This window comes from Stenotrophomonas sp., from assembly GCF_032056425.1.
Taxonomy (GTDB): domain Bacteria; phylum Pseudomonadota; class Gammaproteobacteria; order Xanthomonadales; family Xanthomonadaceae; genus Stenotrophomonas.
This window is the reverse complement of the sequence record NZ_DAMBCN010000017.1, coordinates 77,726-92,885: the sequence shown is the minus strand read 5'-3', so window position 1 is coordinate 92,885 and position 15,160 is coordinate 77,726. Positions and strand designations below refer to the sequence as shown.

Genomic DNA, 15,160 nt, shown 5'->3' with positions numbered 1-15,160 from the left:
CAACCCGCCCGAGGCATGCCTCGGGCCCATGGCGCCTGCGGTCCTGCCCACCCACACCGCCCCACCTCTGACAGTCCCCCGCGGCTGTTGGTGGGTGCCGACCGTTGGTCGGCACATCTGTCGGATATCGAAGGAATTCATCCACGCATGGCGTGGATCTACTAAGACGCGCGGCTGTTGGTAGGTGTCGACCTTGGTCGACACGATTTTCCTGTCAGATATCGAACGAATTCATTCGTGTCGACCAAGGTCGACACCTACCAGAGCAGTACGCTGTTCCAACAGATCGCGGCACTCTGTCGAAGGCGGGGCGGTGTCGGATTGCGGGGTGTCAGCGGCATGGATGCCGCTGCCAAGCCTACAGGGACGTACTTACGGCGTCCCCGCAATCCGACACCGCCACGCCTACCCACCGGAAACCCGCTTTTGACGTTGACGTTGCTTCAGTCGAGCATGGCTCGACTCTACAGCAGGTGCAGGGCTGCAAGCCCTGCACCCCCCCCTCCCCCTCAGTGTGCAGCCGGGCGAGACGGCGGCAGCCAGGCCGCGACGATGCCCAGCAGCGGCAGGAACGCGGTCAACTGGTAGACGAACTCAATGCTGGTCTTGTCCGCCAGCAGCCCCAGCACCGCCGCGCCCAGCCCGCCCATGCCGAAGGCAAAGCCGAAGAACAATCCCGACACCATGCCGATCCGGTGCGGCATCATTTCCTGCGCGTAGACCACGATCGCCGAGAACGCCGACGACAACACGAAACCAATCAGCACCGCCAGCACCGTGGTCCACAGCAGATCGGCATGCGGCAGCGCCAGCGCGAACGGCGCCACGCCCAGGATCGAGGCCCAGATGATCGGCTTGCGGCCAATGCGGTCACCCAGCGGCCCGCCCAGGAAACCACCGGCCGCCGACGCCACCAGGAACGCAAACAGGTGCAGCTGCGCCTGCGCCACCGGAATGCCGAAGTGATGAATGAGGTAGAAGGTGAAGTAGCTGCCGATGCTGGCCATGTAGAAGTACTTGCTGAAGATCAGCACCAGCAGGATGGCCATCACCCGCGCCACCGTCCGCGTGGGATGACGCGGGGCGACCGTGCCCTGCCCGGCCGGTCGCGGCGTGCCCAGGTGCTGCGCGTACCAGCGGCTGACATAGGTCAACAACGCAATCCCGATCAGCGCGGCACCGGCAAACCACGATGCCGCGTGCTGGCCATACGGCACGATCACTGCTGCAGCGATCAGCGGGCCCAGCGCGGTGCCGAAATTGCCACCGACCTGGAACACCGATTGCGCGAAGCCATGACGGCCGCCCGAGGCCAGACGCGCGATGCGTGAGGCTTCCGGGTGGAAGATGGCCGAGCCGACGCCCACCAGCGCCGCGGCCAGCAGCACCATCGCGTAGTTCGGGGCGAAGCCCAGCAGCAGCATGCCCAACAGGGTCGAGGCCATGCCGATCGGCAGCGAGTAAGGCGCCGGCTTGCGGTCGGTGGCAAGGCCCACCAGCGGCTGGAAGATCGACGCGGTCAGCTGGTAGGTGAGCGTGATCAGGCCGATCTGGGTGAAGCTGAGGTTGAAACCGCCCTTGATGACCGGATAGATGGCCAGGATCAGCGACTGCATCATGTCGTTGACCACGTGGGAGGTGGAAATCGCCGCCAGCACGCCCGGGGACGTGCTGCGGGTGCTGGGAACAGGGGAAGCCAGGCTGGACATGGTGCGCAGTCAGGATGGGGGCGAGCCACGCATGCTACGGTGCACCTCCCCTCCCTTCCGCCGCGTTCTGGTCATGCCATATCGCAAAAAGGACACGCCCTGCACGATCCGCGAGTCCGCGCCCTGGAACGAAGTGCCCGGCCACCGACCGGTGACCTGCCGGGTGAAGGATTATCCCGCGGGCACCCGGGTGTCACCGCACCGGCACCGCCGGCACCAGCTGGTCTATGCCATGTCCGGGCTGATGGTGGTGCGTTCGGAAGTAGGCCGCTGGGTCGTGCCGTCCACCCGCGCGATCTGGATGCCGGCCGGCATGGCGCACGGGGTGGACTGCATTGCCGATGTTCACATGCGCAGCCTGTACATCGATCCCGCTTTCGCCCCGCAGCTGGCCACCGACCCGTTCGCGGTGCAGGTGGCGCCGCTGCTGCGCGAACTGCTGCACGCAGCCAGCCAGATCCAGGGCGAGCACGAAGACGACAGCCGCGATGGCCGCGTGGTGCGCCTGCTGCTGGACGAGCTGCATCGCATGGATGTGCTGCCGCTGCACCTGCCAACGCCGGCCGACCCGCGCCTGCAGCGCATCTGCCAGCACATCCAGAAGCATCCCGGTGACGAGGCCACGCTGCAGGACTGGGCGCAGGCGCTGGCGGTGGACGTGAAGACCATCCAGCGCCACTTCGCCAGCGAACTGGGCATGACCTTCGGCCAGTGGCGGCAGCAGGCCCGGCTGCTGGCGGCGATGGAGCGCTTGGCGGTGGGCGAAAAGGTGATCGATGTAGCGCTGGCGATGGGCTATGAGAGCCCCAGTGCGTTCACCAGCATGTTCAAGCGGCAGCTGGGGCAGACGCCGGCAGCGTTTTTCCGCTGATCGCCGGCGGGCCCGCAGGCAGCTCCACGCGCTAACGATCCACGGATACGGCCGGCACATGCTGATGGCGAATCAACAGGAATTCCCATCGGTCGTTGAACATCAGGGGGTAATTCAGCGGTGGCAGATCATCGGGCACACGCGCCTGGGTGGGAGCTGCTTCGACGCGGCAGCCATCGGGGCGCTGGAAACCGACCAGCTCGGTGACCATCAGACGGGGACTGTCGTTTTCCGCAGTCGGGTGGTGGCGATAGTTTGGATTGGCCTTGATGCTTCGCCGCAACACCACCCGCCCAACGCTTGGCGCGTACCAGCTGATGCTGCGTTCCATTCCGTCCACCGCACCACTACCTTCCAGGCGCATGTGTTTCATGTCATCCGAGCGGGGATTTGATTTGTGCCACCGCGCATCTCTCTCGATCCGGTAGGCATTTACGTCACCCAGCGCAGTCCGGACCGTCTCGACGGCCACGACTCGGCTGCTGCTCTCCTCCACATAGTCATAGCGATAGCTGCCAAACGAAGCGCGGATTTCGCCCGGCTCCTCGAACCTGTCCTGCCACTGCGCGCCGACGGATAACGGGAAGCGCAGCAGGATCTTTTCCCCTTTTCGCAGCGGATTCACGTCTGCATAGGTCTCTCGCCATTCGTGCCGAACGGCCTGTCCATCAATCGAAAGCGCCAGCTGCTGCGGCTCCACCGTCTGCAGCTGCAACGTCAGTTCTGGACGCGATGCGCCGACGGAGTAGGTCCAGCGTGTACCAGGCAAAGGCGTAGGGGCTTCCTGCGGATCGACGATCGGCTCATCGAAGCCGCAAGCCGGTGCTGCCGAGACATGGGGCACGGTCAACGCCGCCACCAGCATCGAAATGCCGATGGCGCCCCGGCAGCGCAGTCTTTTCTGGATGGATGGATTCATGCTTCCATTTTAGGCGGCAGGAATCGCACAGACACAACGCCGGGCGTGCCGTAGGCATTCTCCGCAACCGGGCATAAGAGCCAAGCGTGTCGCAGTTCCGCTGCGCAGCAGCATTTCTGATCCTGGCAATGAGCAGTCCCGCCACACACGCCAGCGGGTCTCACTTCCGGTTCCACTCGGACGAGCAGCAGGATGGATTCCGGCGACGAAGCCACGCTGCAGGACTGGGCCGAAGCCCTGGCGGTGGACGTGAAAACCATCCAGCGTCATTTCGCCTGCGGACTCGGCATGACCTTCGGCCAATGGCGGCAGCAGGCCCGGCTGCTGGCGGCGATGGAGCGCCTGGCGGTGGGCGAAAAGGTGATCGATGTAGCGCTGGCGATGGGCTATGACAGTCCCAGCGCGTTCACCAGCATGTTCAAGCGGCAGCTGGGGCATACACCGGCGGCGTTCTTCCGCTGATTCCTCGAACCACATCCACGCATGGCGCGGATCTACCAGAGAACAGCCCCCCTGGTAGCGCCGGGCCATGCCCGGCGGAATGCGTGCGATGTCCGCAAACAGAAACGCCGGCCATGGCCCGGCGCTACCGTTAACCGTCTGCGGTGAAACCTCAGGACGTCATCCGGTCCCAGAAGCCCTTCACGCCGTCCATGAAGGTGGCCGACTTCGGCGAGTGCTTGCGCGCCTCTTCACCGTTGAAGGTCGCCTCGAACTGCTCCAGCAGCTTGCGCTGGTCAGCGGTCAGGTTCACCGGGGTTTCCACTACCACGCGGCAGTACAGGTCGCCTTCGCTGCGGCTGCGCACCGAACGCACGCCCTTGCCGCGCAGGCGGAACAGCTTGCCGGTCTGGGTCTCGGCCGGAATGCGGATCTCCGCTTCGCCGCCCAGGGTGGCCACGCGCACGGTATCGCCCAGCGCGGCCTGCGAAATACGGATCGGCACTTCGCAGTGCAGGTCGTCGCCGTCGCGCTGGAAGATCGCATGCTCGCGCACGCGCACTTCCACGTACAGATCGCCCGGCGGCGTACCGGCCGGACCGGCCTCGCCTTCGCCGGACAGACGGATGCGGTCGCCGGTGTCGACACCGGCCGGCACCTTCACCGACAGCACCTTGTCTTCTTCCACCCGGCCGTTGCCGTGGCAGGTCTTGCACGGCTTGGCGATGATCTGGCCGCGGCCGTTGCAGTTGTGGCAGGCCTGCTGCATGGCGAAGATGCCGCGCTGGATGCGTACCTGGCCGCGGCCGTGGCAGACGTTGCAGGTCTCGACCTTGCCGTCTTCCGAGCCGCTGCCATCGCAGTCGCCACATTCGGCCAGGGTCGGAATCTCGATGCGGCGCTCGATGCCACGCACCGCTTCTTCCAGGTCCAGCTCCATCACGTAGCCGATGTCGGCACCGCGACGGGCCTGGCGCGGGCCACCGCCGCCACCAAAAATATTGCCGAAGATATCGCCGAAGATATCGTTCATGTCCGGGCCGCCCGGACCACCGCCACCGCCCATGCCGTGCTCGAACGCGGCGTGGCCGTGGGCATCGTACATGCGGCGCTTGTTGCCGTCGGACAGCGTTTCGTAGGCTTCCTTGCACTCCTTGAAGGAGGCTTCGGCCGCCGCATCACCCGGGTTGCGGTCCGGATGGAATTTCATCGCGCAGCGACGGTAGGCCTTCTTCAGCTCTTCGTCGGTGGCGGTGCGGGCAACGCCCAGCACTTCGTAATAATCGCGCTTGCTCATAGGGTGAATCAGCTTCCGGAAAGTCGGGATTCGTCAAAGCGGAAGAGCGGAACCAGGTCCGCTCTTGCGTCGGGCGCCCCGACACGCCGGGCGGCGGTCAGGACCCTGATGCGACAACGGGACGCTGCCAGGCAGCGCCCCGTGTCGGTCCGGATCAGGACTTCTTGTCGTCCTTGACTTCGGTGAACTCAGCGTCCACCACGTCATCCTGCGCCTTGCCTGCAGTGCCGGCGTCGGCACCCGGGGCACCGCCCTGGTCGGCCGAAGCGGCGGCGAACAGCGCCTGGCCGGCTTCTTCCAGCACCTTCGACTTGGCTTCGATCTGTGCCTTGTCGTCGCCCTTCATCGCGGTTTCCAGATCGGCCAGGGCCGCTTCCACCTTGCCGATGACATCGCCGCCGACCTTGCTGCCGTGCTCGGTGATGGCGCTGCGGGTGCCGTGGATCAGGGCATCGGCCTGGTTACGGGCCTGCACCAGTTCCTGGAACTTCTTGTCTTCTTCGCGGTTGGCTTCGGCATCGGCCACCATGCGCGCGATTTCTTCCTCGGACAGACCCGAACCGGCCTTGATCTCGACCTTCTGTTCCTTGTTGGTCTTCTTGTCCTTGGCCGACACGTGCAGGATGCCGTTGGCGTCGATGTCGAAGGACACTTCCACCTGCGGCAGGCCACGCGGGGCCGGCTCGATGCCGGACAGGTCGAACTTGGCCAGCGACTTGTTGAAGCGGGCCTGCTCGCGCTCACCCTGCAGCACGTGCACGGTCACGGCCGACTGGTTGTCTTCGGCGGTGGAGAACACCTGCGAGGCCTTGGTCGGAATGGTGGTGTTCTTTTCGATGATCTTGGTGAACACGCCGCCCATGGTTTCGATACCCAGCGACAGCGGGGTCACGTCCAGCAGCAGCACGTCCTTCACGTCGCCGCCCAGCACGCCGCCCTGGATCGCCGCACCCAGTGCCACGGCTTCGTCCGGGTTGACGTCCTTGCGCGCTTCCTTGCCGAAGAACTCGGTCACCGCCTGCTGCACCTTCGGCATGCGGGTCTGGCCACCGACCAGGATCACTTCGCTGATGTCGCTCGAACGCAGGCCGGCATCGTTCAGGGCCACGCGGCACGGCTCGATCGACTTCTTGATCAGGTCGTCCACCAGCGCTTCCAGCTTGGCGCGGGTCAGCTTGATGTTCAGGTGCTTCGGACCGGAGGCGTCGGCCGTGACGTACGGCAGGTTCACTTCGGTCTGCTGGGCGCTGGACAGCTCGATCTTGGCGCGCTCGGCGGCGTCCTTCAGGCGCTGCAGGGCCAGCGGATCCTTGCGCAGGTCGATGCCCTGGTCCTTGTTGAACTCTTCAACCAGGTACTCGATGACGCGGTTGTCGAAATCTTCGCCGCCCAGGAAGGTGTCGCCGTTGGTGGCCAGCACTTCGAACTGCTTTTCACCATCGACGTTGGCGATCTCGATCACCGAGACGTCGAAGGTGCCGCCGCCCAGGTCGTACACCACGATCTTGCGATCCTTGTTGTCACCCTTGTCCAGGCCATAGGCCAGGGCGGCCGCGGTCGGCTCGTTGATGATGCGCTTGACGTCCAGGCCGGCGATGCGGCCGGCGTCCTTGGTCGCCTGGCGCTGGCTGTCGTTGAAGTAGGCCGGCACGGTGATGACCGCTTCGGTGACCTTCTCACCGAGGAAGTCCTCGGCGGTCTTCTTCATCTTTTCCAGCACCTTGGCCGAGATTTCCTGCGGGGCCATCTTCTTGCCGTCGCTGGTGGCCACCCAGGCATCGCCATTGTCATGGGCCAGGATGCTGTACGGGACGTGGGCGATGTCCTTCTGCACTTCGGCGTCGGTGAACTTGCGGCCGATCAGGCGCTTCACCGCGTAGAAGGTGTTCTTGGGGTTGGTCACGGCCTGGCGCTTGGCCGAGGCACCGACCAGCACTTCGCCGTCCTTGGTGTAGGCGACGATCGACGGGGTGGTGCGATCGCCTTCCGAATTCTCGATGACGCGGGCCTTGCCGCCGTCCATGATCGCCACGCACGAGTTGGTGGTGCCGAGGTCGATACCAATGATCTTGCCCATGGGGGAGACTCCTGAAGAATGCTTGTTGGGTTCAGTCCGGCCGTTGTGCCGGTGGATGAATGGGATGTGGGGGAGGCTCGTGGAACATTCAAGCCATCCCCCGAACGCTGTGTTCAACCGTTCAAGGTTCGCCGGGCATGGCCCGGCGCTACCGGTCCCCGGCGGCCGTGCGCCCGGGACGCCGGGTCAGTCGGCGGCCACCACCACCAGCGCCGGCCGCAGCAGACGCTCGTTCAGCAGGTAGCCCTTCTGGAACACGGTGACCACGCTGCCGGGGACGGCGCCGGGGGTCGGCACCTGGCTGATGGCCTGATGGTGTTCCGGGTTGAACGGCTGGCCGGTCGGGTCCAGCAGGACCAGGCCATTGTCGGCGGCGACCTTCAGCAGCTGCTTGTAGGTCAGCTCCAGGCCCTCGCGCAGCGGATGGGCGTCATCGCCAGCGGCCTTCAGGCCGGCATCCAGGCTGTCGAACACCGGCAGCAGCTCGCCCAGCAGCTTTTCGTTGGCGAACTTGCGGGCCTGCTCGATGTCGCGGGCCACGCGCTTGCGCTGGTTGTCCAGATCGGCGCGTTCACGCAGGGCGTCGGCCTTGATCTGCTCGATCTCGGCGCGCAGGCGCTCGGTTTCGTCACTCACGCCGGCCGCAGCCGCTGCATCGGCCGCGCTCTGCTGGGATTCGATATCGGGGTTTTCGTGGTTCATGTCTGGGTCCCTGGCGGTCACAGCCCGCCTCCACCCACCCTAGTGTGGGCGGGATGCTGCGTTTCAAGCGTCGGATGTGCCCGGGGTGCGCCCGGACGGCGAAAAGGCCGCCCCGAGCACGTCGGCGGTGGCCTGCACCAGCGGAATCATGCGGTCGTAAGCCATGCGCTTGGGCCCGATCACCCCCAGCACGCCCAGCACCTGCCCATTGGCGGTATAGGGCGCGGTGACCAGCGAAACGCCCTGCAGGGGCATCATGCCGGTCTCTTCGCCAATGAAGATGCGCACGCCCGGAGCCTGGATGGTCCGCTCCAGCAGCTGCAGGATCTCGCGCTTGCTGGAAAACAGCTCGAACAGTTCGCGCAGGCGCTCCAGGTCGGACAGGTCCTGCACGCCCATCAGCCGGGTCTGCCCGGCCACCAGCATGTCGTCGGCCGGGGGCTGCAGGGCCTGCTCGGCCAGCTCGATGCTGTGCGCCAGCAGCTGCTCCAGCTCGGAACGGGCATCGCGCAGCTCCAGCAGCAGGCGGGTGCGGATCTCGGCCAGCGGCAGGCCGGCAAAATGCGCGTTCAGGTAATTGGCGACCTGTTCCAGCTGGCCCGGGGCGAACTCCTGGCGGGTCTCGATCACCCGGTTCTGCACTTCATTGTCGGCAAACACCAGGATGGCCAGCACCCGCCGCCCGTCCAAGGCCACGAAATCGATCTGCCGGAAGGCGAACTGCTCGCGCCGCGGCGCACTGACCACGCCGACGAAATGGCTCATGGCCGAGAGGAGCTCCGAGGCGCTGCCCAGCAGGGCCTGGGTGCTGCCGCCACCGGCCAGTTCCAGGCGCAGGCGGGCCAGCTCGCCCTCGCCGGGGGGCTGCATCTGCAACAGGCTGTCGACGAACACGCGGTAGCCGTGCGCGGTGGGAACACGCCCGGCCGAGGTATGCGGCGAGGCCAGCAGGCCCAGATCTTCCAGGTCGCCCAGGATGTTGCGGATGGTGGCCGGACTGACCTCCAGGCCAGCCACGCGCGCCAGCGTCTGCGAGCCCACCGGCTCGCCGTCCTGGATGTAACGCGCAATGAGCGTGCGCAGCAGATGGCGCGCACGCGGGGCTAGCTGGTCGGCGGAACCGTGCATGGAATCAACCTGTGAGACACGGACACTAGATAATGGCGGCGCAGCACCTTGGCAAGTCATTGGACCACCCGGCCGCACATGCTAGCGTTGCGCGGCTGCAGACACCCCATTACCCATGCTCAGACATCTTTCGATCAAGGATTTCGCCGTCGTCCGCGCCACCGAACTGGAGTTCGGGCCCGGCATGACCGTCGTTTCAGGCGAGACCGGCGCCGGCAAGTCGCTGATGGTCGACGCCCTGGGCTTCCTGTCCGGGCTGCGCGCCGACAGCGGCGTGGTCCGCCATGGCGCCGCCCGCGCCGAGCTTTCGGCCGAATTCGCCCTGGACCAGCTGCAGGCCGCCCGCCAGTGGCTGGCCGACAATGAACTGGACGATGACGAGCAATGCCAGCTGCGCCGGGTCATCCGCGCCGACGGCGGCTCGCGGGCCTGGATCAACGGCCGTCCGGTCACCTTGGCGCAGTTGGGCGATCTGGCCGCGCACCTGGTGGAAATCCATGGCCAGCACGAGCAGCAGGCACTGCTGGCGCGCCCGTCGCAGCTGGCCCTGCTGGACGCATTCGCCAACAACGAGGACGCGCGCCGCCAGGTCCGCCGTACCGCCGCCGCCTGGCAGGCACTGGTGGACGAATCGCTGGCGCTGTCGCAGCAGGGCGACGTGAGCGACCGCATCGGCTTCCTGGAACACCAGCTGCGCGAACTGGACCGCGAAGACCTGGAACCGGACTCGATTGCCGCCCTGGGCGCCAGCCACCGTCGCCAGGCCCATGCCAGCGCCCTGCTGACCGCCTGCCAGGCCGCCAGCAACCAGCTCAACGGCGACGACGGCAGTTCCGCGCTGGACCTGCTGCAGCAGGTGCGCCACGACCTGTCGCGCCTGATCGAACACGACGCGCGCCTGGGCGAGGTGGATGGCCTGATCGAAAACGCCTCGATCCAGCTGCACGAAGCCCTGTCGCTGCTGGACCGGGTGCACGACGATCTGGACGCCGATCCGGAACAGTTCGAAGAGAACGAGCGCCGCCTGGGCCGCCTGCACGACCTGGCGCGCAAGCACCGGGTGCCGATGGACGAGCTGGGCGCGCAGCGCGAGCGCATGCACGCCGAAGTAGAGCAGCTGCGTGGCGCCGACGAGCGCCTGCAGCGCCTGGCCGGCGAGATCGACAAGGCCGTGGCCGCCTGGCGGGTGCAGGCCGAGGTGCTGACCGTCAGCCGGCGCAAGGCCGCCGCCGAGCTGTCGGCCACCACCACCGGCATCATTGCCGAGCTGGGCATGGGTGGCGGCCAGTTCCTGATCGACCTGGAACCGCAGGACGCGGGCAAGCCCGACCCGCAGGGCGCCGAACGCGTCGAGTTCCTGGTCGCGGCCAACGCCGGCCAGCCGCCGCGCGCCCTGCGCAAGGTGGCCTCCGGTGGTGAACTGTCGCGCATCTCGCTGGCCATCGAAGTGGCCGCACTGGACCTGGACGCGGTGCCGACCATGGTGTTTGACGAAGTGGATTCGGGCATTGGCGGCGCCGTGGCCGACATCGTCGGCCAGAAGCTGCGCGCACTGGGCGAGAAGCGCCAGGTGCTGTGCGTCACCCACCTGCCGCAGGTCGCTTCCAAGGGCCACGCCCATTACCGCGTCAGCAAGGCGCCGGTGGAAGGCATGACCCAGAGCGCGGTGGAGAAGCTGGACAACAAGGCCCGCGAAGAAGAACTGGCACGCATGCTGGGTGGCGTGGAAGTGAGCAAGGAAGCGCGCGCCGCCGCACGCAAGCTGTTGGTCGCGTCGAGCTTGCTCGACTGAAGTTCATCCACGCATGGCGTGGATCTACGGGATGCCAAGTCTGTAGAGTCGAGCCATGCTCGACTGCTTCTGGCGTCAAACCAAGAGCAGTCGAGCATGGCTCGACTCTACAACTGGGGTCAGGCCAAGGGCTTGGCCAGGTCCACGTGTTCCACCAGGAAATCCAGCAGCGCGCGCACCCGTAGCGGCAGGTAACCGCCCTGCCCCACGAACACGGCATGCACTTCTTCCAGATCACCGGGGTTGGCGTCTTCCAGCACCGGCAGCAGGCGTCCGGCAGCCAGGTCATCGCGGACCTGGAAGGCTGACAGCCGGGCCATGCCCAGCCCGCCCAGCACCAGCTGGCGCAGCGCATCGCCATTGCTGGCGCGCAGATTGCCCTGGGTCGGCACCCGCACCTGCTGTCCGTTTTGCAGCAACGGCCAGCCCTGCAGCGTCCGCGCATGGCCGATATCCAGCCGGTTGTGTGACAGCAACGCATCGGCGTCGGCAGGCAGGCCGTGGCGGGCCGCATAGGACGGCGCCGCCACGATCATCATCCGCGTCGCGCCCAGCTGCCGCGCCACCAGACTGGAACTCTTCAGCGGGCCGGCGCGCACGGCCACGTCGGTGCGCTGTTCCAGCAGATCGATCACCTCGTCATTCAGGCTCAGGTCCACCCCCACCTGCGGGTGTGCCTGCAGGAAGGCCGGCAGCAACGGCAGCAGGAAGTGGCGACCGAACGGCACGTTGGAATTGAGCCGCAGCCGCCCGCGCGGCTCCGCATGCGCGCTGGCGCAGCGCTCGGCCTCTTCCAGATCCGCCAGCACGCGCAGGCCGCGCTCGTAGAAACTGCGGCCTTCCGGGGTCAACTGCAGCTGCCGGGTGGACCGCTGCAGCAGGCGCGTGCCCAGCCGCTGCTCCAGCCGCGCCACCAGCTTGCTGACCGCCGAAGGTGTCATGTCCAGACTGCGCGCGGCCGCGGAAAAGCCCCCGGTCTCGATCACCCGAACGAATACTTCCAGCTCACCGGATCGGTTGATGTCGGGGCGCGCCATGGTGAATCCTGTTCACAGATGATTATCCGAGCGCAGTCTAGTTCACAGATCGCGTAGCGACCACGCTGGCCCGCCTGCAGGCCCGGGGCCCGATCCCCTGGCGCCAGCAAGGGGCTCTGCCCCCCGCAACGAAAAACCCCGGGCCGGCCCGGGGTCTTCGCACATCACAGCAGGCGGGAAACCGTTACTTGCGCTTCTTGCGCACGTACAGCACCAGCGAATGCTCTTCCAGCTCGTAGCCATGTTCGGCTGCGATCTTGCGCTGCAGCTCTTCAATTTCGTGGCTTTCGAACTCGATGATCTTGCCGCTGTCCACATCGACCATGTGGTCGTGGTGGCCGCCGCGGTCCAGCTCGTAGACGGCCTGACCGCCTTCGAAGTTGTGCTTCAGTACCAGGCCAGCGGCCTCGAACTGGGTCAGCACCCGGTACACCGTGGCCAGGCCGATCTCATCACCGTGCTCCAGCAGCTGGCGGTAGATGTCTTCGGCGGTCATGTGGTGCTGGGCATTGCGCTGCTCGAGCAGCGCCAGGATCCGCATCCGCGGATGGGTCACCTTCAGGCCGACTTTGCGCAGGTCGTGGGTTTCCATAGGTCTCCGTTCATTGGCGATTTAGCGCCAGCTGCCTCGGATTGGGTCGCGGTGGCACGCCGGGAGTGTATCATCGGTTCGATTTCCCCAAACGCCCTTTCCGATGCGCAATCTCCTGCTGGTCGCCACCATCGCTCTGTCCACCACCGGGTGCGGCATCATCTACAAGCAACCGATCTACCAGGGCAACCTGATCCGCGAGGACGCCGTGGCCAAGCTGCAGGTCGGCCAGAGCAAGCAGCAGGTGAATGCGCTGCTGGGCACGCCCTCGGTGCCGGACCCGTTCCACGCCCAGCGCTGGGACTACACCTCCACCGAACGCGTGAACCGCCTCGGCCGTACCGAAGTGAAGAACTTCACCGTGTACTTCGAGAACGACGCGGTAACCCGCTGGGAAGGCGACTACTTCCCGGCCAACGACAAGGCCCTGGCCCAGCAGACCGTGCGCCAGTTCGGCCGCAACCTGCCGAAGGACAAGAAGAAGGGCCGCTGAGCCCCGCTTCGCCGCGCCGCCCAGGGGTGGCGCGGTTCAGTCGCCGCGGGCGCGCTTGCGGCGGTTGTCCTTGGGGTCGGCCAACAGGGGGCGCAGCAGCTCTACCCGGTCGCCGTCATGCAGCACCTGCTGCGGGCGGGCCAGCACCCCATGCACGGCCAGTGCCGGGCAGTCCGCACCGCCTTCCAGCGCAGCGGCGGCCACCGCATCGGCCACGGTGGCGCCCTCTTCCAGTTGCAGCCGGCGCGACAGCACGCGCTGCGGCCAGGCCAGCACCACCTCGACCTCGATCATCGCTCAGCCCTCGTCGGCCACGCGCACGAAGTCGTTGACCATGCGATCGGCCAGGCCCTGGAAGCCGATCGCCAGCGCCGGCCCCAGCAGCCGTGAGCTGGGCTCGAATTCCAGGGTCAGGGTCACCTTGCAGGCATCCTCGGCCAGGGCATGGAACTCCCAGCGGCCGTGCAACTGCTTGAAGGGCCCGTCGCGCAGCTGCATATCAATGCTGTGCGGGCGCTGCAGGGTGTTTTCGGTCTGGAACCAGGTGCTGAACGAGCCCAGGCCCAGATCCAGGCGGGCCACCAGCCGGTCCTCGCCCTGCTCCAGGATGCGGGCATCGGAACACCAGCGGAAGCGGCGCGGGTAGGCCTGCACATCGTTGACGAGATCGAACATGCGCGCGGAGGAATGTTCGACCAGGGCGCTGCGGCGGATAGTAGGCATAAAGACGGAACGTTTCGGCAATCGACCGGGCGGGCCCGAATCGGAGACAATACGGAAATGAGCAAGAACAGCGGCAAGGATAAAGCAAAGAGCGCGACGGCCAACAAGACCATCGCGTTGAACAAGCGTGCCCGCCACGAGTACCACATCGAAGAGCGCTTCGAGGCGGGCCTGGCCCTGCAGGGCTGGGAGGTGAAGTCGATCCGCGCTGGGCGCGGCAACATCATCGACGCCTACGCCTATGTGAAGCAGGGCGAGATCTTCCTGATCGGCGCGCAGATCACCCCGTTGATCCAGGCCTCGACCCACGTGGTGGCCAACGACCGCCGCGAGCGCAAGCTGCTGCTGCACCGGAGCGAGATCGACAAGCTGGTCGGCAAGGTCGAGCGCGATGGCTACACGATCGTGCCCACCGCCATGTACTGGAGCAAGAACAAGATCAAGCTGGAAGTGGCGCTGGCCAAGGGCAAGCAGACCCACGACAAGCGCGACGCTGCCAAGGACCGCGACTGGGCCATCGAAAAGCAGCGCGTCATGCGCCGCGGCAACCGCGACGCGTAGCACCCGACCCCGCACCTGCAGAGCCGAGCCATGCTCGGCTGCCCTGCGTCGTAGCGTCGAGCTTGCTCGACTGCCCTGCTTCGTAGCGTCGAGCTTGCTCGACTGCGGCGGCCCCATCAGTCGAGCAAGCTCGACTCTACCGACGACCAGAAGCCGTCGACCAAGCCCGCCCCCGGTCAACCGGCCAGCATCCCCCGCCCGCCCAGGCGCGGCGCCAGCGCCGCATGCATGACCGCCAGATGCATCACCACCGCCAGTTCCGGCGCATGCCGGTCATCGCCAGCGCGCCACTGCTGCGCCAGGCGCGCCGCGTCGGCCGGCAGCAGCGACATCAACTGCGCATCGTCCAGCGCATCGGCCGCACCCTGCAGCTGCCGCGCGGTCTGTCGCGACTGCCACACATGCACGCCAATACTCAGACTGGCCAGCGACATCAGGGTCAGCGCCAACCCGTGTTCGAACCATTGCGCCAGCACGTCCGGCCCCCACAACAGGGCCGCCAGCACCGCCAGCGCCGGCAGCCGCCAGCCCAGCCAGTGCATGCGCCCGCGCTGCGGCCAGTGCACCACCACCGCGCTGGCCACCAGCGCCGCGGCGGCCGTGGCCGGCAACTCACTCAGCCAGGTGGCCGCCAGCAGCATCGCCATGACCGCCCACACCCAGGCCGGCGGCACCGCCCGGCGCTGGTAGTCGGCGCCCACCGGCCCGACCAGTTGTCGCAGGCTGCGCTGTTGCGTGGCTTCGGTCACCCATTGTCTCCGTGTCGATCCTGGCTCGGATGGTCGCTGCCAGTGTGTCGCAATTTCGTGCCCGGGAAG

15 protein-coding genes and 1 pseudogene are annotated in these 15,160 nt (G+C 66.6%); 5 read left to right on the top strand and 11 right to left on the bottom strand.

The window, feature by feature from the left end; all coding sequences use genetic code 11:
- Positions 1–509: 509 nt before the first annotated feature.
- Positions 510–1,709, bottom strand: a complete 1,200-nt coding sequence (locus RTY46_RS12615) for an MFS transporter (RefSeq protein WP_312708750.1) — start codon at positions 1,707–1,709, stop codon at positions 510–512.
- A gap of 73 nt (positions 1,710–1,782) precedes the next feature.
- On the opposite strand from RTY46_RS12615, the gene RTY46_RS12610 reads away from it, so the two are divergent.
- The gene (locus RTY46_RS12610; RefSeq protein WP_312708749.1) at positions 1,783–2,580 is read left to right on the top strand and encodes a helix-turn-helix transcriptional regulator; all 798 of its coding nucleotides are present in this window, start codon (positions 1,783–1,785) and stop codon (positions 2,578–2,580) included.
- Positions 2,581–2,611: 31 nt separating this feature from the next.
- Here the strand turns inward: RTY46_RS12610 and RTY46_RS12605 are convergent, their stop codons facing one another.
- A complete protein-coding gene (locus RTY46_RS12605) occupies positions 2,612–3,499 on the bottom strand; it encodes a hypothetical protein (RefSeq protein WP_312708748.1) in 888 nt (295 codons plus the stop codon).
- A gap of 201 nt (positions 3,500–3,700) precedes the next feature.
- On the opposite strand from RTY46_RS12605, the pseudogene RTY46_RS12600 reads away from it, so the two are divergent.
- A pseudogene (locus RTY46_RS12600) lies at positions 3,701–3,961 on the top strand (helix-turn-helix domain-containing protein); the annotation flags it as partial.
- A 151-nt stretch (positions 3,962–4,112) separates the two neighbouring features.
- On the opposite strand, the gene dnaJ reads toward RTY46_RS12600, so the two are convergent.
- The 4 genes from dnaJ to hrcA all read right to left on the bottom strand — a co-directional run bounded on the left by dnaJ (position 4,113) and on the right by hrcA (position 9,144).
- A complete protein-coding gene (gene dnaJ / locus RTY46_RS12595) occupies positions 4,113–5,237 on the bottom strand; it encodes a molecular chaperone DnaJ (protein WP_312708747.1) in 1,125 nt (374 codons plus the stop codon).
- A gap of 154 nt (positions 5,238–5,391) precedes the next feature.
- Entirely contained in the window at positions 5,392–7,314 is a 1,923-nt protein-coding gene (dnaK, locus tag RTY46_RS12590; RefSeq protein WP_312708746.1) for a molecular chaperone DnaK, read from the bottom strand.
- 186 nt (positions 7,315–7,500) lie between these two features.
- Positions 7,501–8,016 carry a nucleotide exchange factor GrpE gene (gene grpE / locus RTY46_RS12585; protein WP_199934407.1) on the bottom strand — a complete coding sequence of 172 codons (516 nt, stop codon included), beginning with the start codon at positions 8,014–8,016 and terminating at the stop codon, positions 7,501–7,503.
- A 63-nt stretch (positions 8,017–8,079) separates the two neighbouring features.
- Complete coding sequence (hrcA, locus tag RTY46_RS12580; RefSeq protein WP_312708744.1) at positions 8,080–9,144, bottom strand: heat-inducible transcriptional repressor HrcA; 1,065 nt, start codon at positions 9,142–9,144, stop codon at positions 8,080–8,082.
- Between the two features lie 115 nt (positions 9,145–9,259).
- Here hrcA and recN point away from each other — a divergent pair, with 115 nt between their 5' ends.
- Positions 9,260–10,936: a DNA repair protein RecN gene (gene recN / locus RTY46_RS12575; RefSeq protein WP_312708743.1), complete on the top strand. Its 1,677-nt coding sequence runs from the start codon at positions 9,260–9,262 to the stop codon at positions 10,934–10,936.
- A 119-nt stretch (positions 10,937–11,055) separates the two neighbouring features.
- Here recN and RTY46_RS12570 read toward each other — a convergent pair whose 3' ends face one another.
- Both RTY46_RS12570 and fur read right to left on the bottom strand, forming a co-directional pair.
- On the bottom strand, positions 11,056–11,973 hold the full coding sequence (locus RTY46_RS12570; protein WP_312708742.1) for a LysR family transcriptional regulator: 918 nt from the start codon (positions 11,971–11,973) through the stop codon (positions 11,056–11,058).
- 184 nt (positions 11,974–12,157) lie between these two features.
- Positions 12,158–12,565, bottom strand: coding sequence for a ferric iron uptake transcriptional regulator (gene fur, locus RTY46_RS12565; protein ID WP_108749330.1), 408 nt, complete (start codon positions 12,563–12,565; stop codon positions 12,158–12,160).
- Positions 12,566–12,668: 103 nt separating this feature from the next.
- On the opposite strand from fur, the gene bamE reads away from it, so the two are divergent.
- Positions 12,669–13,058, top strand: coding sequence for an outer membrane protein assembly factor BamE (bamE, locus tag RTY46_RS12560; RefSeq protein ID WP_312708741.1), 390 nt, complete (start codon positions 12,669–12,671; stop codon positions 13,056–13,058).
- 36 nt (positions 13,059–13,094) lie between these two features.
- On the opposite strand, the gene RTY46_RS12555 is transcribed toward bamE, so the two are convergent.
- Both RTY46_RS12555 and RTY46_RS12550 read right to left on the bottom strand, forming a co-directional pair.
- Positions 13,095–13,352, bottom strand: a complete 258-nt coding sequence (locus RTY46_RS12555; RefSeq protein WP_312708740.1) for an RnfH family protein — start codon at positions 13,350–13,352, stop codon at positions 13,095–13,097.
- Positions 13,353–13,355: 3 nt separating this feature from the next.
- Positions 13,356–13,781 carry a type II toxin-antitoxin system RatA family toxin gene (locus RTY46_RS12550; protein WP_108749327.1) on the bottom strand — a complete coding sequence of 142 codons (426 nt, stop codon included), beginning with the start codon at positions 13,779–13,781 and terminating at the stop codon, positions 13,356–13,358.
- Positions 13,782–13,838: 57 nt separating this feature from the next.
- Here RTY46_RS12550 and smpB point away from each other — a divergent pair, with 57 nt between their 5' ends.
- The gene (smpB, locus tag RTY46_RS12545) at positions 13,839–14,342 is read left to right on the top strand and encodes an SsrA-binding protein SmpB (RefSeq protein ID WP_312708738.1); all 504 of its coding nucleotides are present in this window, start codon (positions 13,839–13,841) and stop codon (positions 14,340–14,342) included.
- A 176-nt stretch (positions 14,343–14,518) separates the two neighbouring features.
- Here the strand turns inward: smpB and RTY46_RS12540 are convergent, their stop codons facing one another.
- Positions 14,519–15,091, bottom strand: coding sequence for a hypothetical protein (locus RTY46_RS12540; RefSeq protein WP_312708737.1), 573 nt, complete (start codon positions 15,089–15,091; stop codon positions 14,519–14,521).
- Between the last annotated feature and the right edge of the window lie 69 nt (positions 15,092–15,160).

Excerpts from the sequence above, each read along its gene's own strand:
- RTY46_RS12615 (WP_312708750.1), bottom strand. The coding sequence starts at position 1,709 with ATGTCCAGCCTGGCTTCCCCTGTTCCCAGCACCCGCAGCACGTCCCCG.
- RTY46_RS12610 (WP_312708749.1), top strand. The coding sequence starts at position 1,783 with ATGCCATATCGCAAAAAGGACACGCCCTGCACGATCCGCGAGTCCGCG.
- RTY46_RS12605 (WP_312708748.1), bottom strand. The coding sequence starts at position 3,499 with ATGAATCCATCCATCCAGAAAAGACTGCGCTGCCGGGGCGCCATCGGC.
- dnaJ (WP_312708747.1), bottom strand. The coding sequence starts at position 5,237 with ATGAGCAAGCGCGATTATTACGAAGTGCTGGGCGTTGCCCGCACCGCC.
- dnaK (WP_312708746.1), bottom strand. The coding sequence starts at position 7,314 with ATGGGCAAGATCATTGGTATCGACCTCGGCACCACCAACTCGTGCGTG.
- grpE (WP_199934407.1), bottom strand. The coding sequence starts at position 8,016 with ATGAACCACGAAAACCCCGATATCGAATCCCAGCAGAGCGCGGCCGAT.
- hrcA (WP_312708744.1), bottom strand. The coding sequence starts at position 9,144 with ATGCACGGTTCCGCCGACCAGCTAGCCCCGCGTGCGCGCCATCTGCTG.
- recN (WP_312708743.1), top strand. The coding sequence starts at position 9,260 with ATGCTCAGACATCTTTCGATCAAGGATTTCGCCGTCGTCCGCGCCACC.
- RTY46_RS12570 (WP_312708742.1), bottom strand. The coding sequence starts at position 11,973 with ATGGCGCGCCCCGACATCAACCGATCCGGTGAGCTGGAAGTATTCGTT.
- fur (WP_108749330.1), bottom strand. The coding sequence starts at position 12,565 with ATGGAAACCCACGACCTGCGCAAAGTCGGCCTGAAGGTGACCCATCCG.
- bamE (WP_312708741.1), top strand. The coding sequence starts at position 12,669 with ATGCGCAATCTCCTGCTGGTCGCCACCATCGCTCTGTCCACCACCGGG.
- RTY46_RS12555 (WP_312708740.1), bottom strand. The coding sequence starts at position 13,352 with ATGATCGAGGTCGAGGTGGTGCTGGCCTGGCCGCAGCGCGTGCTGTCG.
- RTY46_RS12550 (WP_108749327.1), bottom strand. The coding sequence starts at position 13,781 with ATGCCTACTATCCGCCGCAGCGCCCTGGTCGAACATTCCTCCGCGCGC.
- smpB (WP_312708738.1), top strand. The coding sequence starts at position 13,839 with ATGAGCAAGAACAGCGGCAAGGATAAAGCAAAGAGCGCGACGGCCAAC.